Annotated in this window: 16 protein-coding genes; 12 read left to right on the top strand and 4 right to left on the bottom strand. The window is 64.8% G+C overall.

The genetic code is table 11. The features are described from left to right. Positions 1-2: 2 nt before the first annotated feature. From EAG14_RS22095 to EAG14_RS22070, 6 genes are all read left to right on the top strand, one after another. Positions 3-524 (top strand): phage tail protein, encoded by a 522-nt coding sequence (locus EAG14_RS22095; RefSeq protein WP_121730165.1) that lies wholly within the window; start codon positions 3-5, stop codon positions 522-524. A 69-nt stretch (positions 525-593) separates the two neighbouring features. Continuing rightward, entirely contained in the window at positions 594-5,240 is a 4,647-nt protein-coding gene (locus EAG14_RS22090; protein ID WP_121730164.1) for a choice-of-anchor U domain-containing protein, read from the top strand. 109 nt (positions 5,241-5,349) lie between these two features. Continuing rightward, positions 5,350-5,751 (top strand): YkgJ family cysteine cluster protein, encoded by a 402-nt coding sequence (locus EAG14_RS22085; protein WP_121730616.1) that lies wholly within the window; start codon positions 5,350-5,352, stop codon positions 5,749-5,751. Between the two features lie 155 nt (positions 5,752-5,906). Then, positions 5,907-6,167, top strand: a complete 261-nt coding sequence (locus tag EAG14_RS22080; RefSeq protein ID WP_121730163.1) for an ATP-binding protein — start codon at positions 5,907-5,909, stop codon at positions 6,165-6,167. Between the two features lie 98 nt (positions 6,168-6,265). Next, positions 6,266-6,460, top strand: a complete 195-nt coding sequence (locus tag EAG14_RS22075; protein ID WP_121730162.1) for a hypothetical protein — start codon at positions 6,266-6,268, stop codon at positions 6,458-6,460. Positions 6,461-6,589: 129 nt separating this feature from the next. Then, on the top strand, positions 6,590-7,993 hold the full coding sequence (locus EAG14_RS22070; RefSeq protein WP_121730161.1) for a homoserine dehydrogenase: 1,404 nt from the start codon (positions 6,590-6,592) through the stop codon (positions 7,991-7,993). 217 nt (positions 7,994-8,210) lie between these two features. Here EAG14_RS22070 and EAG14_RS22065 read toward each other — a convergent pair whose 3' ends face one another. Beyond that, entirely contained in the window at positions 8,211-8,846 is a 636-nt protein-coding gene (locus EAG14_RS22065; protein WP_121730160.1) for an FMN-binding negative transcriptional regulator, read from the bottom strand. A 1-nt stretch (position 8,847) separates the two neighbouring features. After that, complete coding sequence (locus tag EAG14_RS22060) at positions 8,848-9,345, bottom strand: OsmC family protein (RefSeq protein WP_121730159.1); 498 nt, start codon at positions 9,343-9,345, stop codon at positions 8,848-8,850. Positions 9,346-9,421: 76 nt separating this feature from the next. Between EAG14_RS22060 and EAG14_RS22055 the strand changes: the two genes are divergently transcribed. Further along, on the top strand, positions 9,422-10,903 hold the full coding sequence (locus EAG14_RS22055) for a PLP-dependent aminotransferase family protein (protein WP_240456882.1): 1,482 nt from the start codon (positions 9,422-9,424) through the stop codon (positions 10,901-10,903). Positions 10,904-11,133: 230 nt separating this feature from the next. Here the strand turns inward: EAG14_RS22055 and EAG14_RS22050 are convergent, their stop codons facing one another. Beyond that, a complete protein-coding gene (locus EAG14_RS22050; RefSeq protein WP_240456881.1) occupies positions 11,134-12,258 on the bottom strand; it encodes an MBL fold metallo-hydrolase in 1,125 nt (374 codons plus the stop codon). A gap of 147 nt (positions 12,259-12,405) precedes the next feature. Between EAG14_RS22050 and EAG14_RS22045 the strand changes: the two genes are divergently transcribed. Then, complete coding sequence (locus tag EAG14_RS22045) at positions 12,406-13,047, top strand: TetR/AcrR family transcriptional regulator (protein WP_121730156.1); 642 nt, start codon at positions 12,406-12,408, stop codon at positions 13,045-13,047. A gap of 184 nt (positions 13,048-13,231) precedes the next feature. Here EAG14_RS22045 and argP read toward each other — a convergent pair whose 3' ends face one another. Next, positions 13,232-14,128, bottom strand: a complete 897-nt coding sequence (argP, locus tag EAG14_RS22040) for an HTH-type transcriptional regulator ArgP (protein ID WP_121730155.1) — start codon at positions 14,126-14,128, stop codon at positions 13,232-13,234. A 115-nt stretch (positions 14,129-14,243) separates the two neighbouring features. Between argP and EAG14_RS22035 the strand changes: the two genes are divergently transcribed. From EAG14_RS22035 to EAG14_RS22020, 4 genes are all read left to right on the top strand, one after another. Beyond that, positions 14,244-14,675: an ACT domain-containing protein gene (locus tag EAG14_RS22035; protein ID WP_121730154.1), complete on the top strand. Its 432-nt coding sequence runs from the start codon at positions 14,244-14,246 to the stop codon at positions 14,673-14,675. A 192-nt stretch (positions 14,676-14,867) separates the two neighbouring features. Next, entirely contained in the window at positions 14,868-15,413 is a 546-nt protein-coding gene (locus EAG14_RS22030; RefSeq protein ID WP_121730153.1) for a gamma carbonic anhydrase family protein, read from the top strand. A 48-nt stretch (positions 15,414-15,461) separates the two neighbouring features. Beyond that, entirely contained in the window at positions 15,462-16,517 is a 1,056-nt protein-coding gene (locus tag EAG14_RS22025; protein WP_121730152.1) for a sensor domain-containing diguanylate cyclase, read from the top strand. A gap of 94 nt (positions 16,518-16,611) precedes the next feature. Next, positions 16,612-18,531, top strand: a complete 1,920-nt coding sequence (locus EAG14_RS22020; RefSeq protein ID WP_205603471.1) for a radical SAM protein — start codon at positions 16,612-16,614, stop codon at positions 18,529-18,531. Positions 18,532-18,611: the final 80 nt, after the last annotated feature.

Genomic DNA, 18,611 nt, shown 5'->3' with positions numbered 1-18,611 from the left:
GCATGGCTGACCCGTTTGTCGCGGAAATCCGCATCGTTCCTTTTAACTTTGCACCCAGAGGATGGGCGTGGTGTGATGGACAGCTTCTCCCCCTGTCACAGAACACTGCACTTTTCTCGCTGCTAGGTACAACCTATGGGGGCAATGGAACATCCACCTTTGCGCTGCCCGATTTGCAGGGGCGCGCTCCCTTGATGCCAGGGCAGGGTCCCGGTCTGTCTCTTTACGATCTCGGACAGACAGGGGGAGCGGAGACTGTCAGCCTTCTGGAATCGGAAATGCCTTCACACAGCCATGCGTTACATGGCGGTGATCCCGTGGGAGCCCCGGTAGCAGCCCCCGAAGGCGCAAGCCTGGGTTCATCGCCAGCGCGCAGTTATATCAGCGGCGTAACCGCTAGCGAATCAATGTCGTTAGAGACGGCCAGCCAGACCGGTGGAAGTCAACCGCATAACAACATGCCACCCTATTTGACTGCGTATTTCATCATTGCCTTGCAAGGTGTTTTCCCTCCGAGGACATAGTCCTATGGGTTGCGCTTTCGCCCAAATCAACAACAGGCATTTCAAAAGTCTCCATTAAGTGGCCCCACCATGCGTTGTACCGTTCTGGCCCTAGCCTTAGTGCTGTCTGCTGGCGCTCTGCCTTCTTGGTCGCAGCAGACCAAGCCTGTCGTACAGCGCGAGTTCGCCGGACGGGAGAACCGTTTCGTTGCCATGCCCGCCAGCGATACCTCGGCAACGTTTCGCGCAGCTGCTGCTGGGAGGCAAATTGCCTTTGAAAACACTGGCGTGCTGCTGCAGCCCCGCCGCAGCCAAGCCGCAACGGCAAAGACAGGAACAGCACAGAAGACGGCAAACGAAGGCGGCCTGCGGTACAGCTTCGAGGGCTCATCAGGCACCATACCGCAGGGTGCGCGACCTTCTTCCACCGTATACCACTGGCTGGTGGGCGATCGCTCACAATGGCAGATCGGTCTCAAGAGCTACGGTGCTGTGGCTTACCGCGGTGTATGGCCAGGCATCGATGCCATCTTTGCGGGCGATGCTGGCGGCTTCAAGTACCAGTTTGAACTGGTGGCAGGTGCGAACCCCGCCAATGTGGTTTGGCGAGTGGATGGGGCAGATAGTCTGAGCGTCCAGCCCGATGGTTCGCTACAGTGGCGCGTGGGCGATGAGGTATTGACCGATGCTGCACCCGTGGTTTACCAACCGCTGGGCCAAGGGCGCAGTCCCGTGGCTGCTCGCTACCAAGTGGAACAGACAGCCGCGCGCAGCTGGCGTGTGCGCTTTGCTCTTGCTCCGCACGACCCCAGCAAGCCGCTGATCATCGACCCGGCCTGGACGGGCTACTCAGGCCTAGTTGGCGGCAACGCTGACGATCAAGTGTTTGCAGTGGCGCACGATGACAACGGTAATACTTTTGCGTGCGGCGCGACCGAGTCTTCCAGCCTGTTATCTGGCTCAAGCACGGTGGGCGCCCGGGGTGCAGATGATGCTTTTTTGGTGAAATTCGACCCCAAGGGCGTAGCACAATTCGTAACGTATGTGGGGGGCACAGGCGACGATGCCTGTCACGGGCTGGCGCTGGATGACAGCGGACGCATCTACCTGGCGGGGGCGACGCATTCGCTCAACTTTCCCACCGCAGGCACAGACCCGAACAACCGCTTGCGACGTTCGAAAACCCTGCAGGATCGTGATGCCTTCGTGATGCGATTGGGCAGCAATGGCACCACGGTAGAGTATTCCGGCTTTATCGGTGGCTCCGAAGATGATCAGGCCAATGCTATCGTTGTAGATGGGTTAGGCCGCGCCTATGTAACCGGCTTCTCCACCTGCACCACTACGTCCGCCGCAGGCTGTACCACGGGTGCGCCAGCTTTCCCTGCTTTTGTGGGGCCTAGCCTAAGCCACGGCGGCGATCAGTTAGGCACAGGGGGTATGGATGCGTTTGTGGCGCGCGTGGCGGCCAACGGCGAGGGGCTGGAATATGCCGGCTTCCTTGGCGGCGATGGGGGCGACGAGATGGGCAACGCGCTGGCGCTACTACCGGATGGCCGGTTGGCTGTAGCAGGTGCCACGGACTCCACGGCAGGACTGCCGACCCTCACCGGACCGCGCACCGTGCTGGCCTCTCGCTCACAAGACGCGGTCGACGCGTTTGTGGCTTTTGTCTCAGCTGACGGAGCCAGCGCGCAGATGCAGATACTGACAGGCTCGACACCTGGCAACGGCGAGGTTGGCATTGACCGTGCCCTGGCGCTGATGCCGGATTCAAACGGAGGACTGCTGGTAGCAGGTGAAACCAATTCACCTAATTTTCCCGCTGACAACACAGGTACGCGATTCCTGTCGGGCGGCCCACAAAGCACCGCAAACGGAAGCATGGATGGCTTTATTGTCCGACTGCATCCCACCGCACCATTTGCTACGTACCTGGGTGGCTCAGGCTATGACTATGTTGCCGCATTAGCGGAAGACGGCAGCTCGCTTTACGCGACGGGAGCTACCAGTGTGGGCTCGGGTTTCCCGGTAGTGGCCCAGAGCGGCATTGCCACGGCGCGGCCGGGGCAACAGGACGGCTTCCTCAGCAAGATCACGCTGGCCACGCCGGGTACCTTTGTGTACTCAGGTTTTTTGGGCACAAACGGGGCCGATGCCATGCATGCGTTGTCCGCCACCTTGGTGGATACAGACACCATTCTTTCGGTCGGTGGGGTCACCACATCGGGCGCCGCAGGGCTAACGAATCCCACTACCAGCGCCTCCAACGGTACCACCGCAGCCAACGGACTGGTGTTGCGCATTGACCCCTTCGGCCCACCTCATCGTATTGATGTGGTTTCCGGCGCCACGCAATCTGCACCTATCGGTCAACCTTTTTCCACACCTCTACAGGTGAAGGTGTTTGACATCGACTCCCATGCACTATCCAACATCGTGGTTACCTTTGGTGCGCCGACCTCCGGGCCCTCGGCCACGCTGGACGCGGGTGGCTCGGCCACAACCAACGCGTCGGGGATCGCCACGCTGAACGCCACCGCCAACATGCTGACTGGCACCTACAACATCACGGCCGCAGCAGGCGGTGTACAGACATCGCTGGCTCTGACCAATGCAAAGGGCTCTCAAGCCACCCTGACAGCTTCGGCCAGTCCGACCAACATCACCTACAACGGAACAACAACACTATCCACCAGCGGGGGCACTGGCGCTGGTGCTGTCTCGTATGCGGTGACCGCAGGCGCATCCAATTGCTCCGTCGCGGGCAGTGCAGTCACAGGTACGGGGGTGGGCCCGTGCACCATCACGGCCACCAAGGCCTCCGATGCCAACTATCTGGAAGCCACTGCCACAGTGGATATCAACGTCAGCAAGGCCAACCAAGCGTCGTTGACTGCCTCAGCTTCGCCCTCCACCATCGCATTCAATGGCACAGCCACACTTGACGCTATCGGCGGTTCGAGCGGGGGCACCGTGAGCTTTGCGGTAACGGCAGGCGCAAACGTCTGTAGCGTGACAGGCAATTTACTGACCAGTCTGGACGTGGGCTCGTGCACCGTCACAGCCACCCGCGTTGGCAATGCGCTGTACAACGATGTTTCGGCGCAGGTGGTGGTCACGGTAGGCCGTGCGCTGCAGACCGGCTGGACCGTGAGCGGCGCCCCCTCTGCCACGATCTCCGTTAACGGAACAGTTACCCTGACCACTTCCGGTGGAGGCGGCTCCGGAGCGGTCAGCCTGGCCATCACAGCGGGCGCAGCCTCTTGCTCTCTATCGAGCAATGTAGTCACTGGCGTGACGCCCGGTACGTGCACGGTGACGGCCACAAAAGCTGCTGATGCGCAGTACGAGTCCGCATCAGCAACGGTGGATATCCAAGTCGATCAGGCTGCGCAGGCGCCACTGGCCGCTACCGCAACGCCGGGCGCTATCCCCTATCTGGGCACAGCCACGTTGGCCACAACGGGAGGATCGGGTACAGGGACGGTGAGCTTTGCCGTCACCACCGGGGCTGGGCAATGCCAGCTGAACGGAAACCTGTTGACGGGCGTCGGCGTCGGCGGATGCACCGTCACGGCCACAAAAGCAGCCGATCTCAACTATGGGGCAGCCACGGCCACGGTAGGCGTGCTGATCAGCAAAGCAGCCCAGCCTGCACTGTCAGTGTCGGCATCGCCCTCGTCCCTGGTACTCAATGGCCGTGCGACGTTGTCGACCTCCGGGGGCGCAGGTGCCGGCCTGGTGAATTACGCCGTGACAAGCGGTGCAGGTGTTTGCTCCGTGACAGGGACTACCCTGACTGGATTGGCCGTGGGCGTGTGCGAAGTCACAGCCACCAAGACCGGCGACGCAAACTATGAAGGTGCCTCAGCCACGGCGATGGTGTCGGTAGGCAAGGCACTGCAAACCATCACCTTTAGCGCACTGGGCAACAAGGCTCTGGGCAATCCCGACTTCACAGTGTCAGCAACTGCCAGCTCGGGGCTGGCTGTGGGCTTCAGCACAGACACGCCACTGGTATGCACAGTGACGGGCAACACCGTCAGTCTTTCGGGCATGGGCACCTGTCGAGTGATTGCATCGCAAGGCGGCGACCTAATCTACAGCGTTGCCGCAGTCGTAGTTCAAGCCTTCACCGTGTCGCCCCCGCCCACAGCAGGTCCATCGGTAAGTGGAAATACGCCCTCAGGCCCCGCATCAGCAGCCATCTCCACACCAGCCTGGGTATTTGCGGAGCCGGGTACAGGCAAATTCCAAAACGCTGGTTTTATGCCGCTCACGGGCCATCCAAAATCGCCTTCAGAGCCCCCTCCTTCTGGAGTTTCTTTTCCTCTAGGACTGTTCAATCTGGTAGCCATCAGTGGTGTCCCGGGCTCGGCGTTTACGGTGAAACTGACCTACCCCACTGCACTGCCGCCGGGAACCCAGTATTGGAAGTTCGGCCCTACACCTGGAAATTCCACACCGCACTGGTATGCGTTCCCTGGCGCAGTAATTTCGGGCAACACGATCACACTGACCGTCGTAGACGGCCAGCAAGGTGATGATGACTTGCAGGCAAATGCTGTCATTCTGGATCCGGGCGGACCCGCGCTCGTTGCCAGTACTGGCGGCACCGGAGTCGCTGCGATTCCAACACTGTCGGAATGGGGGAAACTGGCACTTTTCATGTTGATGACTGCGTTGGCTTGGCGTGTAAAGCGCTCAAGCTCACGTCGTAGGAGTGCAACCTGAAGTTCTCCCCCCTTACACGAGGCAGAAAAGAGGTTCGGTAGTTCTTTGCTACCTCCGGAAAGAAATACACGAGCACCTCTTGCCTATGGGCGCAGGCACAATTCAGCCCATGCGCTCCCCCATCTCCATCGTCGACGTTGACCGCCTAGACACCTGGTCCCGCTACCGCGCGGGCCTGTGCGAGACCTGTGCGGCCAACTGCTGCACCATGCCGCTGGAGGTGCAGCTGTCTGACTTGGTGCGGCTGGGGCTGGTGGATGCGTTTGAGGCCGAGCATGAGGAGCCCCGGCACATTGCCAAGCGGCTGCAGAAGGCGCGGCTGATTGACCACTTCAACCACAAGAACGTGGTGTTCACCATGGCGCGACGGGGCAGTGGGGACTGCAATTTTCTCGACCCCAAAACCCGCCTGTGCACCGTGTACGAGCAGCGGCCCGAGACCTGTCGGCTGCACCCGCAAAAAAAGAGCCCCAAGCCGGGGTATTGCGCCTACGGGCGCCGGGGCGGTTGACGGCGCTGCGCTGGGGCGGGAACATGGCTGCTGGCGGTGCTGCCCCCATCGCCGCTGGCGCCGATGAAGGGGCCTTGGCCCCCCGGTGGCAGATGCCCCAATGCCGCCCCACCCGCACGGCGGCGCCACGCCGTTGATAAGGTTCTTTGCACCCCATGCCTCCCAAAGCCCTGCCCGCCATTGACCCCGCCCGCTGCACGGGCTGCGGCTGGTGCGTGGCGGTGTGCGCGCCGCATGTGCTGTCGCTGCAAGTGCAGGCACAGGGCACGGGGATTGAGCCCAAAGCTTGGGGCCCCAAGCGTTCGCACCTGGACGATGCAGCGGGTTGCACGGGCTGTGCACTGTGCGCGGTGCGCTGCCCGTTTGATGCGATTGCAATGGTGCGCACCGGGCAGCCTGCGGTGCCTGATCTTTGAATAGAAATGGCCAAATGGTCGCTCGCGCTTATCTAACAAGCGCTGGCAGCTACAGATAACGTAGCAGCGCTTTCTGCGATAGGAAGAGAAAGCGATGCATGGCCAGACAGCCCGCGCAGTGCGCGTTGGCCACGCGCCGGGCGGTGCGCTACACTGCAGCGGTCATGTCGTTCACTCCATCCTCCGTCATCGCACCTGCCGCAACTTTTGCGTGCATGGGCATGATGCTGCCTGCGTTTACGCGGGCGATGGGTGCACGAATGATGATCACCATTACCACCGCGGCCACCTGAGCGCAGCGCAGGTGGCCGTTTCGGCAGCCACCTGGTGATCGCTCTCTCTTCTCTTCCAAGACGAATGCACGAAACCCAGCTCTGGCAGCTGGGTTTTTTTGTTTGTTCGTTTGATGTTTGGAGAAGCCGATGTACCGCGATCCAGTCCAGAGTCTTGAGCCCCAGTCCAGCCCCGCCGTTGCGGTGGCCACACGCCCACTGCGCGTGGGCATGATCGGGATTGGCACCGTGGGGGCTGGCACCTTCAGGGTGCTGGCGCGCAACCAGGCAGAGATTGCGGGCCGCGCCGGACGGGGCATCAAGCTGGTGATGGTGTGCGCGCGCAGCCTGGCGCGGGCGATGAGCGTGGTGGGCACCGATGTGGCGCTGACCAACGACCCAATGCAAGTCGCCACCCACCCCGATGTGGATGTGCTGGTGGAGGCCGTAGGCGGCACCGGCCCGGCGCGTGAATGGGTGCTGGCCGCCATCCGTGCGGGCAAGCATGTGGTCACGGCCAACAAGGCGCTGCTGGCGGTGCATGGCAACGAGATCTTTGCCGCCGCGCGCCAGCACGGCGTGGCCGTGGCGTACGAGGGTGCGGTGGCCGTGAGCATCCCCATCGTCAAAGCGCTGCGCGAGGGGCTGACGGCCAACCGCATTGAGTGGGTGGCTGGCATCATCAACGGCACCACGAATTTCATCCTGAGCAAGATGCGCGACGAGGGGCTGGGCTTTGCCGAGGCGCTGTCGCAAGCGCAGGCGCTGGGCTATGCCGAGGCGGACCCGACGTTTGACATCGAGGGCATCGACGCGGCCCACAAGATCACGCTGCTGGCGGCCAATGCGTTTGGCATGCCCGTGCGCTTTGCCGATGCGCAGGTGGAGGGCATCACCCGCCTGCAGGGGCTGGACGTGGCCTGTGCTGAGCAACTGGGCTATCGCATCAAGCTGCTGGGCGTGGCGCGGCGGCGCAAAGACGCGGCAGCGGGTGCGGAGGTGGACGGTGTGGAGCTGCGCGTGCAGCCGGCCCTGGTGCCCGCCACGCATTTGCTGGCGCATGTGAACGGCTCGATGAACGCGGTGATGGTCAAGGGCGATGCAGCCGGTGTGACGATGTTCTATGGCGCGGGGGCGGGGTCTGAGCAGACGGCATCGGCGGTGATTGCCGACCTGGTGGACGTGGCGCGCCTGGAGGGCACCCGGGCACCGCAGCGTGTGCCGCACCTGGGGTTCCATCCCCAGGCAATGAACGAGCAACTGGCCGTGCTGCCCCGCGCTGCCGTGCACACCCGCCACTACCTGCGCGTGCCGGTGCACACCGCCCAGCAGGTGGAGGCCGTGGGCGCCTGGCTGGCGGCGCAGCAGGTGCCCGTGCAGCGTGTGGAGCTGGCCTGCGAGAAGGCACTGCCCGCAGGCAGCGGGCCCCAGGTGCTGGTGCTGACCGATGCCGCCCCCCAAGCCACGGTGGACCTGGCCGTGCACGCGCTGGCCGCCCACCCAGCAGTGGCTGGGCCGGTGGTGACGCTGCGGGTGGAGGTGCTGGAAGGGTGATGGCCCTGGGGGTTGCGGGGCGCTGCTTGGCGCCCCCATCCCTCGTCGCCCTAAGCCTGTTGAAGCGCGGCCCACACGGCGCATCCAGGCATGGGCAAGCCCCGCCTGGGTGAAGAGGCGCGGTTGAAACTTTTAATCAAATATGACCCTAGCGCTTGATTGACAGGCGCTAGCAGCTATATATTTGATAGCAATTTGCGGCAATGGGCTCTGCGCCTCACCCCATCAGCCGCCCCAGCACCAGCGCCGCCATGTCCTCGGCCGCTGGGGTGCCTTCGGCCAGCAGGCCTTGCACCACGCCCGCGCGGTCTTCGTCGGTGCGGTTCTGGCTCACCTTCCACAGGCCTTCCCAGCGTTGCACCTCCAGCTCGATGCCGACGATGGCGCGCAGCAGCTTTTCGATGTAGTCGGGCGGGGCATCGTCGATGCGCCACGGGTGGGGACGGTGGGCTTCGTGCTGCTCGCTCAGGGTGTGCAGCAGGGCGCGCAGGCGCGCCGGGTCGTCCACCGCCGTGAGCGCGCCATGGGCGTGCACGGCGGCGTAGTTCCAGGTGGGCACCTGCTTGCCATCCACCGCTTTGGACGGGTACCACGACGGCGAGATGTACGCCTGCGGCCCGTGGAAGATGGCCACGGCCTGCTGCGGCAGCAGCGGCCACAAGCCATTGGCCCGCGCCACATGGCCCACCAGCGTGCCATGCGGGCCACGGGTGGGGTCCAGAAACAAAGGCACGTGGTTGGCGTGCAGGGCCCCGGCATGCGCCATCACCAACGTGGCCAAGGGTTGCGCGCGCACCAGCGCGTGCAGGGTGGGGGCATCGGTCACGTGAAACTGGCGGTTGGCGTTGGCCATGTCAGGCTCCTTGCGTTGTAGCGGCTTCTACTCCCAGCACCGGGGCGCAGTCGATCTGCGTCTTGACCGAGTTGGCCAGAAAGCAGGCCGCATGCGCCTGGTGGTGCAAGTCGGCCAGCACGGCGGCGGTGGGCGCATGGGCAGCGTCAAACACCGTGACAGGGTGCAATTGCACGTGGCTCACCACCAGGCGGCCTTCGGCATCTTTGGCCATGGTTCCTGCGGCGGCGTCGGTGTAGCGGTTCACGCGCCAGCCCGCGCGGCTGGCAATGTCCAAGAACCACAGCATGTGGCAGCTGGCCAGGGCGGCGATGTAGGCCTCTTCGGGGTCCACCGCTGCAGCGTCTGAGTAGGGCAGGGGCACCACATGCGGCGACGATGATGCCGCTACGGTGGCGCCGCCATCAAACTGCCACTGGTGGCTGCGGTGGTAGCGCTTGTCCAGAAAGTCATCGGTGCCACGGGTCCAGACGACGGTGGCGGTGTGCGGTGCAGCCATGGGTGAAGTTCCGGCGAGGGTTTTTACAATGGTTCTTCAGTTTAGGCGCCATGGCGCATTCACAAGGAGCCAATTCGTGTCCGTTGCCAGAGCCAATCCAGCGCCCAGTGCTGTGCCCTCGTCGGCCACCTTGCGCCAGCAGGTGTATGCGCAGCTGCGCAGCGCCATTGAACAGGGCCGCTGGCCTGCGGGCATGCGGCTACCGCCTTCGCGTGCGCATGCGGGGCTGCTGGGGGTGTCGCGCAACACGGTGCTGTGGGCCGTGCAGCGCCTGCTGGCTGAGGGCTATGTCGAAGCCCGCGTGGGCGATGGCACCTATGTGGCGCAGGCCCTGGCCAAGCACGGTGCCGGTGCGCCTTCCAGTGCACCACTGCATGCACCGGCGTTGGTGGCGCCACCCCGGGGCCTGTCGCGGCGCGGGCAGCTGGTGGCCGACACGGCGGCACGCTGGCGCCCGCCGCTGGTGGCCGCCAGGGCGTTTCGCATTGGCGCGCCCGAGGTGGCCAGCTTTCCGTTTGCCGTGTGGGACCGCCTGGCGCGCCAGGCCAGCCAGGCCCAGCGCGCCGCCCGCGCCCACTACCTGGACCCGGCGGGCGACCCTGACCTGCGCCAGGCCGTGGCGCAGTGGCTGTGGGCGTCGCGCGGCATTCGGTGCGATGCGGCGCAGGTGGTGGTGTGCTCGGGCTCACAGCAGGGCATTGATTTGATTGCGCGCCTGCTGCTGGACGTGGGCGACGAGGTGCTGGTGGAAGACCCCGGCTACCCCGGCATTCGCGCCAGCCTGCTGGGCCACGGCGCCCTGGCACGGCCCGTGCCGCTGGATGCCAGCGGCCTGTGCATTGCGCAGGGCGCTGCGCAGTGGCCTGCCGCACGCATGGCGGTGGTCACGCCCACGCACCAGTTCCCCACCGGCGTGCGCATGGATTTGCCGCGCCGCCAGGCCCTGTTGCAATGGGCGCGCAAGCACGATGCCTGGGTGGTGGAAGACGACTACGACGGCGAGTTCCAATACGGCAACGCCGCCCAGCGCGTGCCTGCGCTGTGCAGCCTGCCGGGGTCGGAGCAGGTGCTGTACGTGGGCACGTTTTCTAAAACCCTGCACCCGGGCCTGCGCCTGGGCTTTGTGGTGGTGCCGCCCGCGCTGGTCGAGGCGTTTGCCATGGCCCGCGCCATCACCGACCGGCACGCGCCGGGCGACACGCAGGCCGTGCTGGCCCGCTTCATTGCCGAAGGGCACCTGCTGCGCCACCTGCGCCGCATGCGCGAGCTGTACCTGCACCGCCAGCAGCTGCTGATTGACACCCTGGCCGAAACCAGCGGCGGCCACTGGCAACTGCCCCCGTGCGACCGGGGCATGCACCTGCTGCACGAAGCGCCCACAGGCAGCGATGACGAGCCCCTGGCCCGCAGCGCCCAGGCTGCGGGCGTGATGCTGGCCCCGCTCTCGCGCTACGCCATCAACTCGCCCCGGCGCGGCTGGCTGCTGGGCTACGCGGGCTATGGGGACGAAGAAATCCGCACGGCGGCGCGTGTGGTGGGGGCGCTGGCAGGGCGGTAGTCTCAGCGCCTGTTCAAAAGACGCCTGCAAAACCACCCAGCCGGATACGCGCTTTGATGAGCCCCTAGGGATGTCCTGCATAACCCTCGCGAGTCGGTGATAGTGCGGATCGGGATAGGCCGCAAGGCGTCTTTTCGCAGCCAATAGCCGGGCTATTGGCAAGAAAAGCAACGCAGCGGACTGCCCGAGGCCGCGCTATCACAGACCGCAGGGAGTTATGCAGGACATCCCTAGACTCCAGACGCCGGGGCCACCAGCGCTGGGGCCTGCGCTGCGCTGGGCTGCGTGGCCTGCACGCTGCGCCACCAGTGGCGAGACAAGGCCGGTTGGCGCAGGTCAATGCGCTCGCCCATCACCGGCGCCACCAGGGGCACCTGGGCGGCTTCGGCCAGGGCGGTGATGCGCTCGAAGGGCTCGGTCCAGGGGTGCAGCGACAGGTCGAACGTGCCGTTGTGGATGGGCATGAGGTAGCGGCCCTTCAGGTCCAGGTGGGCCTGCAGGCTTTCTTCGGGCTGCATGTGCACGTCGGGCCAGTCCTTGTTGTAGGCCCCGGTTTCCACCATCGTCAAATCAAACGGGCCAAAGCGCTCGCCAATGGCTTTGAAGCCGTCGAAGTAACCGGAGTCGCCGCTGAAAAACACGCGCAAGCCGTTGGATGTGGATTCACCCCCATCGCCCGACCCCACCACGCGCAGCACCCACGATGCCCACAGCGTGCGGTCGCTGTCCGTCAGGCCACGGCCTGAGAAATGCTGGGCGGGTGTGGCCGTCAGCTCCAGCGCGCCTACGGTGGTGCTCTGCCACCAATCGAGCTGCTGCACCTTGGCCGCAGGCACGCCCCAGCCGATGAGCCGGTCGCCCACGCCCAGCGGGGTGATGAAGTGCGCCACCTTGGGTGCCAACTTCTGGATGGCGCTGTAGTCCAGGTGGTCGTAATGGTCGTGCGACAGCACCACGCCTTCGATGGGAGGCAGCTCGTCAATGCTGATGGGCGGGGCGTGAAAGCGCTTGGGGCCCATGAACTGGAAGGGCGAGGCACGCTCGGAAAACACCGGGTCTGTCAACCAGAACTGGCCCTGCAACTTGAGCAGCATGGTGGAGTGCCCCAGGCGCCACAGGCTGCCATCGGGCGCGGCCAGCAGGTCGGTGCGCAGCACCGGGTGCACGGGGATGGGCGCGCGGGGCACGGTGTCGGCGTCTTTGCCCGTCGCAAAGTTCCACAGCACCTTGGCTGTCTTGGCCGCCCCCAGCGACTGGCGCGGCTTGGCATTGCGGTACTTGCCGCCCTCTTGCAGCGCGTTTTCGGTGTGCGTGGTGGCAGGGAAGGTGGTGCAGGACGACGTGACAACGGCCATGGCAAGGGCTCCGATCAAGACTGTGGCAATGGTCCAGACCCGGGAAAGACGGCGGGGCATGGGCAAATTCCGGTGGTTTTGCAAATGTGCACTGCACAGTGTAGTTTAGTTTTAAGAAAAGTAAACTGCACGGTGTAAAATTTCCCCATGAGTGCCCAGCCTTCCCCCACCCGCCTGACGGACCGCAAGCGCGATGCCATCGTGCAAGCCGCTATTGAGGAGTTTCGCCAGCACGGCTTCAACGGCACCAGCATGGACCGCGTGGCCGCAGCGGCCGAGGTCTCCAAACGCACGGTGTACAACCACTTCCCCAGCAAGGAAGACCTGTTCGAGGCCATCCTGATGCTGATGTGGGAGCGCAGCCGCTCGCCCGAGGAACTGGTCTACAACCCCCACCAGCCGCTGCGGGGCCAGCTGCTGGAGTTGCTGGGCCACAAGATGCGCCTGCTGGACGACGCCAGCTTCATTGACCTCAGCCGCGTGGCCATGGCCGACATGATGCACACGCCCGAGCGCGCACGCGCCATCGCCACCAAGCTCTCGGCCAAAGAAGAAGGCCTGCCGCGCTGGCTGCGCGCCGCCCAGCAAGATAGGCGCCTGCGCCCCGGTATGGATGTGGCCTACGCCGCCAACTTGCTGCAGGGCATGATCAAGGCCTTTGCCTTCTGGCCCCAGCTGGCCATGGGCCAGCCGCCCCTCACACCCGCCCAGCAGACTCAGGTGATGGGCGATGCGGTGGACATGTTTTTGGGGCTGTATGCCCCACCGGCACCGAACGCCAGGGCCTGAACCACCGCCTGCGGGCCAGCTAGGGATCCTCTGCACGAATCGAGCGGCAAGTGTGCACTGTGGATCGGGATGGGCTGCAAGGCGCAAAGCGCAGCAATAGCCGTAGCTATTGCGAGCATTTGCAACGCGGCAGACCGCCCGAGGCCGCAGATGCACACGGCGCGGTGATTTGTGCAGAGGATCCCTAGAGCAGTTGCCGGGCGGCCTGCATCACCCGCTGAGCAAGGCGCTCCAGTCGCGGCGGCTGCTGCGCCCAGCCATGCCAGTACAGGGCAACCTCTGTCGCGGCTTCGGGCATGACATCCACCAGCTCCCCGCGCTCAATGGCATCTCCGATCTGCAGCTCAGGCACCATCCCGTAGCCCAGCCCCAACCGGATCGCCGCAACAAAGGCCTCGGATGCAGGCACGTAGTGGCTCACATAGGCGTTACCCTGCAGGCCAAACGCATTGAGCAACGCATTGGCGTGCAGCGAGTCCTTGCGATTGAACACCACAGCGGGTGCCCGGCGCGCCGAGGTCCGCGTGATCCCACGTGGGCCGAACCACTGCGCGGCAAACGCGGGCGTGGCCACCAGCCGGTAGCGCATGCGCCCCAATGGCTCGGCCATGCATCCACGCATGGCATGCGGCTGGGCCGATACGCAGGCATGGGTCACCCCCGTCTCCAGCAGCGCATGCGTGTGCTCTTGGTCATCCACCAAAAGCTCGATGGCAATGCGCTCACGCTGCACCACGGCCGACAGCGTCGGCAGCAACCAGGTAGCGAGCGAGTCAGCGTTGACTGCAAGTGTGATGGGAAAAAAAGCATCTCCGCCCCCCTCACTGCCCATGATCCCCGCCAGCAGGTCATGTTCCATCACACGGGCGCGTTGCAGGTGCTGCAAAAGCTGCCGCCCCACATGGGTGGCACGGCTGGGCCGGCCGCGCACGATCAGTGGCTGGCCAAGCCGCTCCTCCAGGCCCCGCACGCGCAAAGACACTGCCGAAGGCGTGATGTGCAGCGCCGCAGCAGCCTGCTCAAAACTACCCGCCTCCGCCACGGCCAGGAATGCCTCACATTGTTTGGAATCGAGTGCCATAGGAGCTTTAGCGTTCAAAGTTAAGAAATTCTCAGCCAAATCGAGATTTTCCAAACTTTGGTGAACATTTGCCGCGCGCCGTCCACAATTTGGGGATCGTTTTATCCGCCTACCTATGACGCCCACACCCGCCATCGCATCTTCATCGACCAGCGCACGCAGCATCACGCTCCAAGCCTTGCCTTCGCTCTACGCCATCGCCCGCCTCGCACCCCAAGCGGCCATACCGCCATGGGCCGATGGTGAAGGGTTCGTTTCCATCTCCCGCAGCAGCGAGGAGCTGTCCATCACCTGCCTGCAGGCGCGTGTCCCCGATGGCGTGCAGGCTGACCGGGACTGGGTGGCATTCCGCTTTGTAGGCCCCTTCGCCTTTGGCGAAACAGGCATCGTTCTGTCGGTGATCCGCCCACTGTCGGAGAACGGCATCGGCATCTTCATCGTCTCCACGTTCGACGGGGACCACCTGCTGGTCTCCAGGACGGACAGCGAGCGCGCCTGCGCGCTGCTGGCCGCCGCAGGCCACACAGTGCTGCCAGCGGTTGGCTGAACGTCCGCGCACTGGGGCGGTCCGCCGTGCACCCTATTTGGCGGTTGGGCCACGATGGCTTGTGGCGCAGCAGCCCAGCATGGCACCCTCCCATCATCACAGTCTTGCGGTCATGGGATGATGGTCGCCCCCCAAGCCCCTGCGGCAGACGCAGGAACACTTCGACCCATTCCACCTTAGCCGCGCCCAGTCATGCCCACGTCCCCTTACCTCGATAGCGCCCCCGTTCTCGGCACGGGTGTTTTCATCCACGCCAGTGCGCAAGTGATTGGCGATGTGCAACTGGGCGACGACAGCTCGGTGTGGTGCAACGCCGTGCTGCGCGGCGATGTGAACCGCATCACCGTGGGCCGCTGCAGCAACGTGCAAGACCTGACCATGGGCCATGTCTCGCACCGCAATGCCAGCAAACCCGAAGGATCGCCACTGGTGATTGGCGACTACGTCACCGTGGGCCACTCGGTCATCCTGCACGGCTGCCGCATTGGCAACGAATGCCTGATCGGCATGGGCTCCATCGTGATGGACGACGCCGTGATCGAAGACCGCGTGATGCTGGGCGCTGGCAGCCTGGTCTCGCCCGGCAAGGTGCTGGAAAGCGGCTACCTCTACATCGGCCGCCCGGCGGTGCGCCAGCGGGCGCTGACCGACGCCGAGATTGCCTACCTCAAGTATTCGGCCGAGCACTATGTGCGGGTGAAGAACAACTACCTGGCCCCACCAACGCCCGGTATTTGAGCCCGGCGCTGCCGCACGCGCCACGGCCCCGGCCATAATTTCCGGCGTATGAGCGAAATTCTTGAGCAACTCTCCGAATCCGTCTCTGCGGCCCGGTCCGTCGAGGAGCTGACACGCCCGCTGCTGGAAATGCTGGAGGCGCTGACGGGGCTGGAATCCACCTACCTCACCTCCATCGACGAGGCACAGGGGGTGCAGCATGTGCTGTATGCCCGCAACTCCAGCGCCATGCAGATCCCCGAGGGACTCGTGGTGCCGTGGAACGAAACGCTGTGCAAGCGCGCATTGGAAGAGGGCCGCACCTTCACCGACGATGTGCCCGCCTGCTGGGGCGATTCGGGAGCCGCACGCGATCTGGGCATCCGCACCTATGCGAGCAAACCCGTGCGCATGGGCGACGGCGCGCTGTACGGCACGCTGTGCGCGGCCAGCACCCATACCCGCCCGCGCACGCCCGAGGCCGAACGCATCCTCACCCTGTTCGCGTACCTCATCGGCCAGCAGGTGGAGCGCGAACGGCTGATCCAGAAGCTACTGTCCGCCAACGAGCAGCTGGCCACCGTGGCCGCCACCGATCCGCTCACGGGGCTGCCCAACCGCCGCGCCCTCATGGAGGCGCTGGAGCGCATGCTGGCGCAGGGGCTGCGGCGCAAGATGGGTGTGCAGATCGCGTTCATCGACCTGGACGGATTCAAGGCGATCAACGACACCCACGGCCACGCGGTGGGCGACCAGTTCCTGGTGGCCATTGCCCAGCGCCTGCGGGGCGTGCTACGCGCCGAGGACCTGGCCGCCCGCCTGGGCGGCGACGAATTTGTGGTGATCAGCCTGAGCGCCCATGCGGGCGAGGTCGCGCAGTCTGCCCAGGATGTACTCAGCCAGCGCATCACCCAGGCCACCCAGGGTCACTTTGCGCTGCCGGGCGTAGCCCTGGACTACGCCGGTGCCAGCGTGGGCGTGACCACCATTACACCCGACCAGCACCGAGAGACCGAAGACGCCCTGCGCACGGCCGACCAGACCATGTACAAGGTCAAGCACGCACGCCGCCAGGCCCAGGCTGCCTTGGCCCAAGCACGCAGCGGGACCGCCCCCCACAGCTGACCCTGGCAACGGCCCCTCGCAGGCGATAGTAGCCACACACCCGGCGCAGAACCGGGGGCCCGGGATAATCGGGGCATACCACCCCCGAGATTCCATGGCCTCTTCCCCGTGCCGCGTGCTTGCCGTCATCCCGCCGATGACGCAGCTGAACACGCCTTATCCCTCCACCGCGTACCTCACGGGCTTTCTTCGCTCGCGCGGCATCACTGCGTTCCAGGAAGACCTGGCGCTGGCGTTGGTCCTGCGGCTGCTGTCGCCAGAGGGCCTGCAGGATGTGGCGGCGCGCGTACAAGCCCTGCCCGCCAAGCAGCGCAGCCCCGCCGTGCAGTCCTTTGCCGCACAGCAAGACCGCTACCTCGCCACCATCGGCCCGGCGATTGCCTTCCTGCAAGGGCGCGACAGCACCCTGGCGCACCGCATCGTGGGCCGGCACTTTTTGCCCGAGGGGCCACGCTTTGCCACGCTGGATGTGTATGTGGACGACGACGGTGGCGACCCGCTGGGCTGGGCCTTTGGCGCACTGGGGCTGACGGACAAGGCCAAGCACCTGGCCACGCTGTATTTGAACGATCTGGCCGACGTGCTGCGCGACGCGGTGGACGAGCGCTTTGAATTTGTGCGCTATGCCGAATCGCTGGCGGGTAGCCAGCCCACGTTTGACCCGCTGGCCCAGGCACTGGCCAAAGCCCAGGTCTCGCCCACGCTGGTGGACGAGTTGCTGGAGCAGCTCACGCACGAGGCCATCGCGCGCCACCAGCCCACCGTGGTGCTGCTGTCGGTGCCCTTCCCCGGCTCGGTGTATGCGGCGTTTCGCATTGCGCAGGCCATCAAGGCGCGGCACCCGCACATTGCCACCTTGCTGGGCGGTGGCTTTGTGAACACCGAACTGCGCGAGCTGGCCGACCCGCGCGTGTTTGACCACTTTGACTACGTGACGCTGGACGCGGGCGAACGCCCGCTGCTGGCGCTGCTGGAACACCTGCGCGGCGAGCGCGGGCGCCAGCGGCTGGTGCGCACCTTTGTGCGCAGCGAAGACGGGGCGGTGCAGTACATCAACATGATGGAAGCCGATATCGCGTTTGCCGAGGTGGGCACCCCCACCTGGGACGGCCTGCCGCTGGACCGCTATCTGTCGCTCCTGGACATGCTCAACCCTATGCACCGCCTGTGGAGCGACGGGCGCTGGAACAAGCTGACCGTGGCGCACGGCTGCTACTGGAAGAAGTGCAGCTTTTGCGATGTGAGCCTGGACTACATCAGCCGCTACGAGGGCGCGAGTGCTGGGGTGCTGGCCGACCGCATCGAACAGATCGTGCGCGAGACGGGGCAGACGGGCTTTCACTTTGTGGACGAGGCCGCACCCCCCAAGGCGCTCAAAGCGCTGGCCACCGAGCTGATTGAGCGCAACGCGGGCATCAGCTGGTGGGGCAATGTGCGGTTTGAAAAAACCTTCACCCCTGACCTCGCTGAGCTGCTGGCCGACAGCGGCTGCATCGCGATCTCGGGCGGGCTCGAAGTGGCTTCGGACCGGCTGCTGCAGCTCATGAAAAAAGGCGTGTCGGTAGACCAGGTGGCCCGCGTGACCAAGGCGTTCAGCGATGCAGGCATCCTGGTGCATGCGTACCTGATGTACGGCTTTCCGACGCAGACGGTACAGGACACGGTGGACGCGCTCGAGTACGTGCGGCAGTTGTTTGCCAATGGCTGCATCCAAAGCGGCTTCTTTCACCGCTTTGCCTGCACCGTGCACTCACCCGTGGGCAAGAACCCCGAGGAATACGGCGTGACCCTGGCACCGCTGCCACCAGGCGACTTTGCCAAGAACGATGTGGCCTTTATCGACCCCACGGGCGTAGACCACGACGCGCTGGGCAGCGCGCTCAAAAAGGCCATCTACAACTACATGCACGGCATCGGGCTGGAAGAAGACGTGCGCAGCTGGTTCCCCTTCAACGTGCCCAAAACAACGGTGCGGCGGGACCGCATCGAGCGGGCACTGCGCGAGCGGGGGTAAAGCGCAGGGGCTCAGCACCCTGTCGATCGGCGAACGAAATGCGTTCAGGCTGCGCCCGTCGAAGCCAGGGTGCGCCCCGG

It is taken from the genome of Acidovorax sp. 1608163 (assembly GCF_003669015.1).
In the GTDB taxonomy this organism is placed as follows: domain Bacteria; phylum Pseudomonadota; class Gammaproteobacteria; order Burkholderiales; family Burkholderiaceae_C; genus Acidovorax.
Note: the sequence above shows the minus strand (reverse complement) of the source record. Positions and strands in the feature narration are given on the sequence as shown.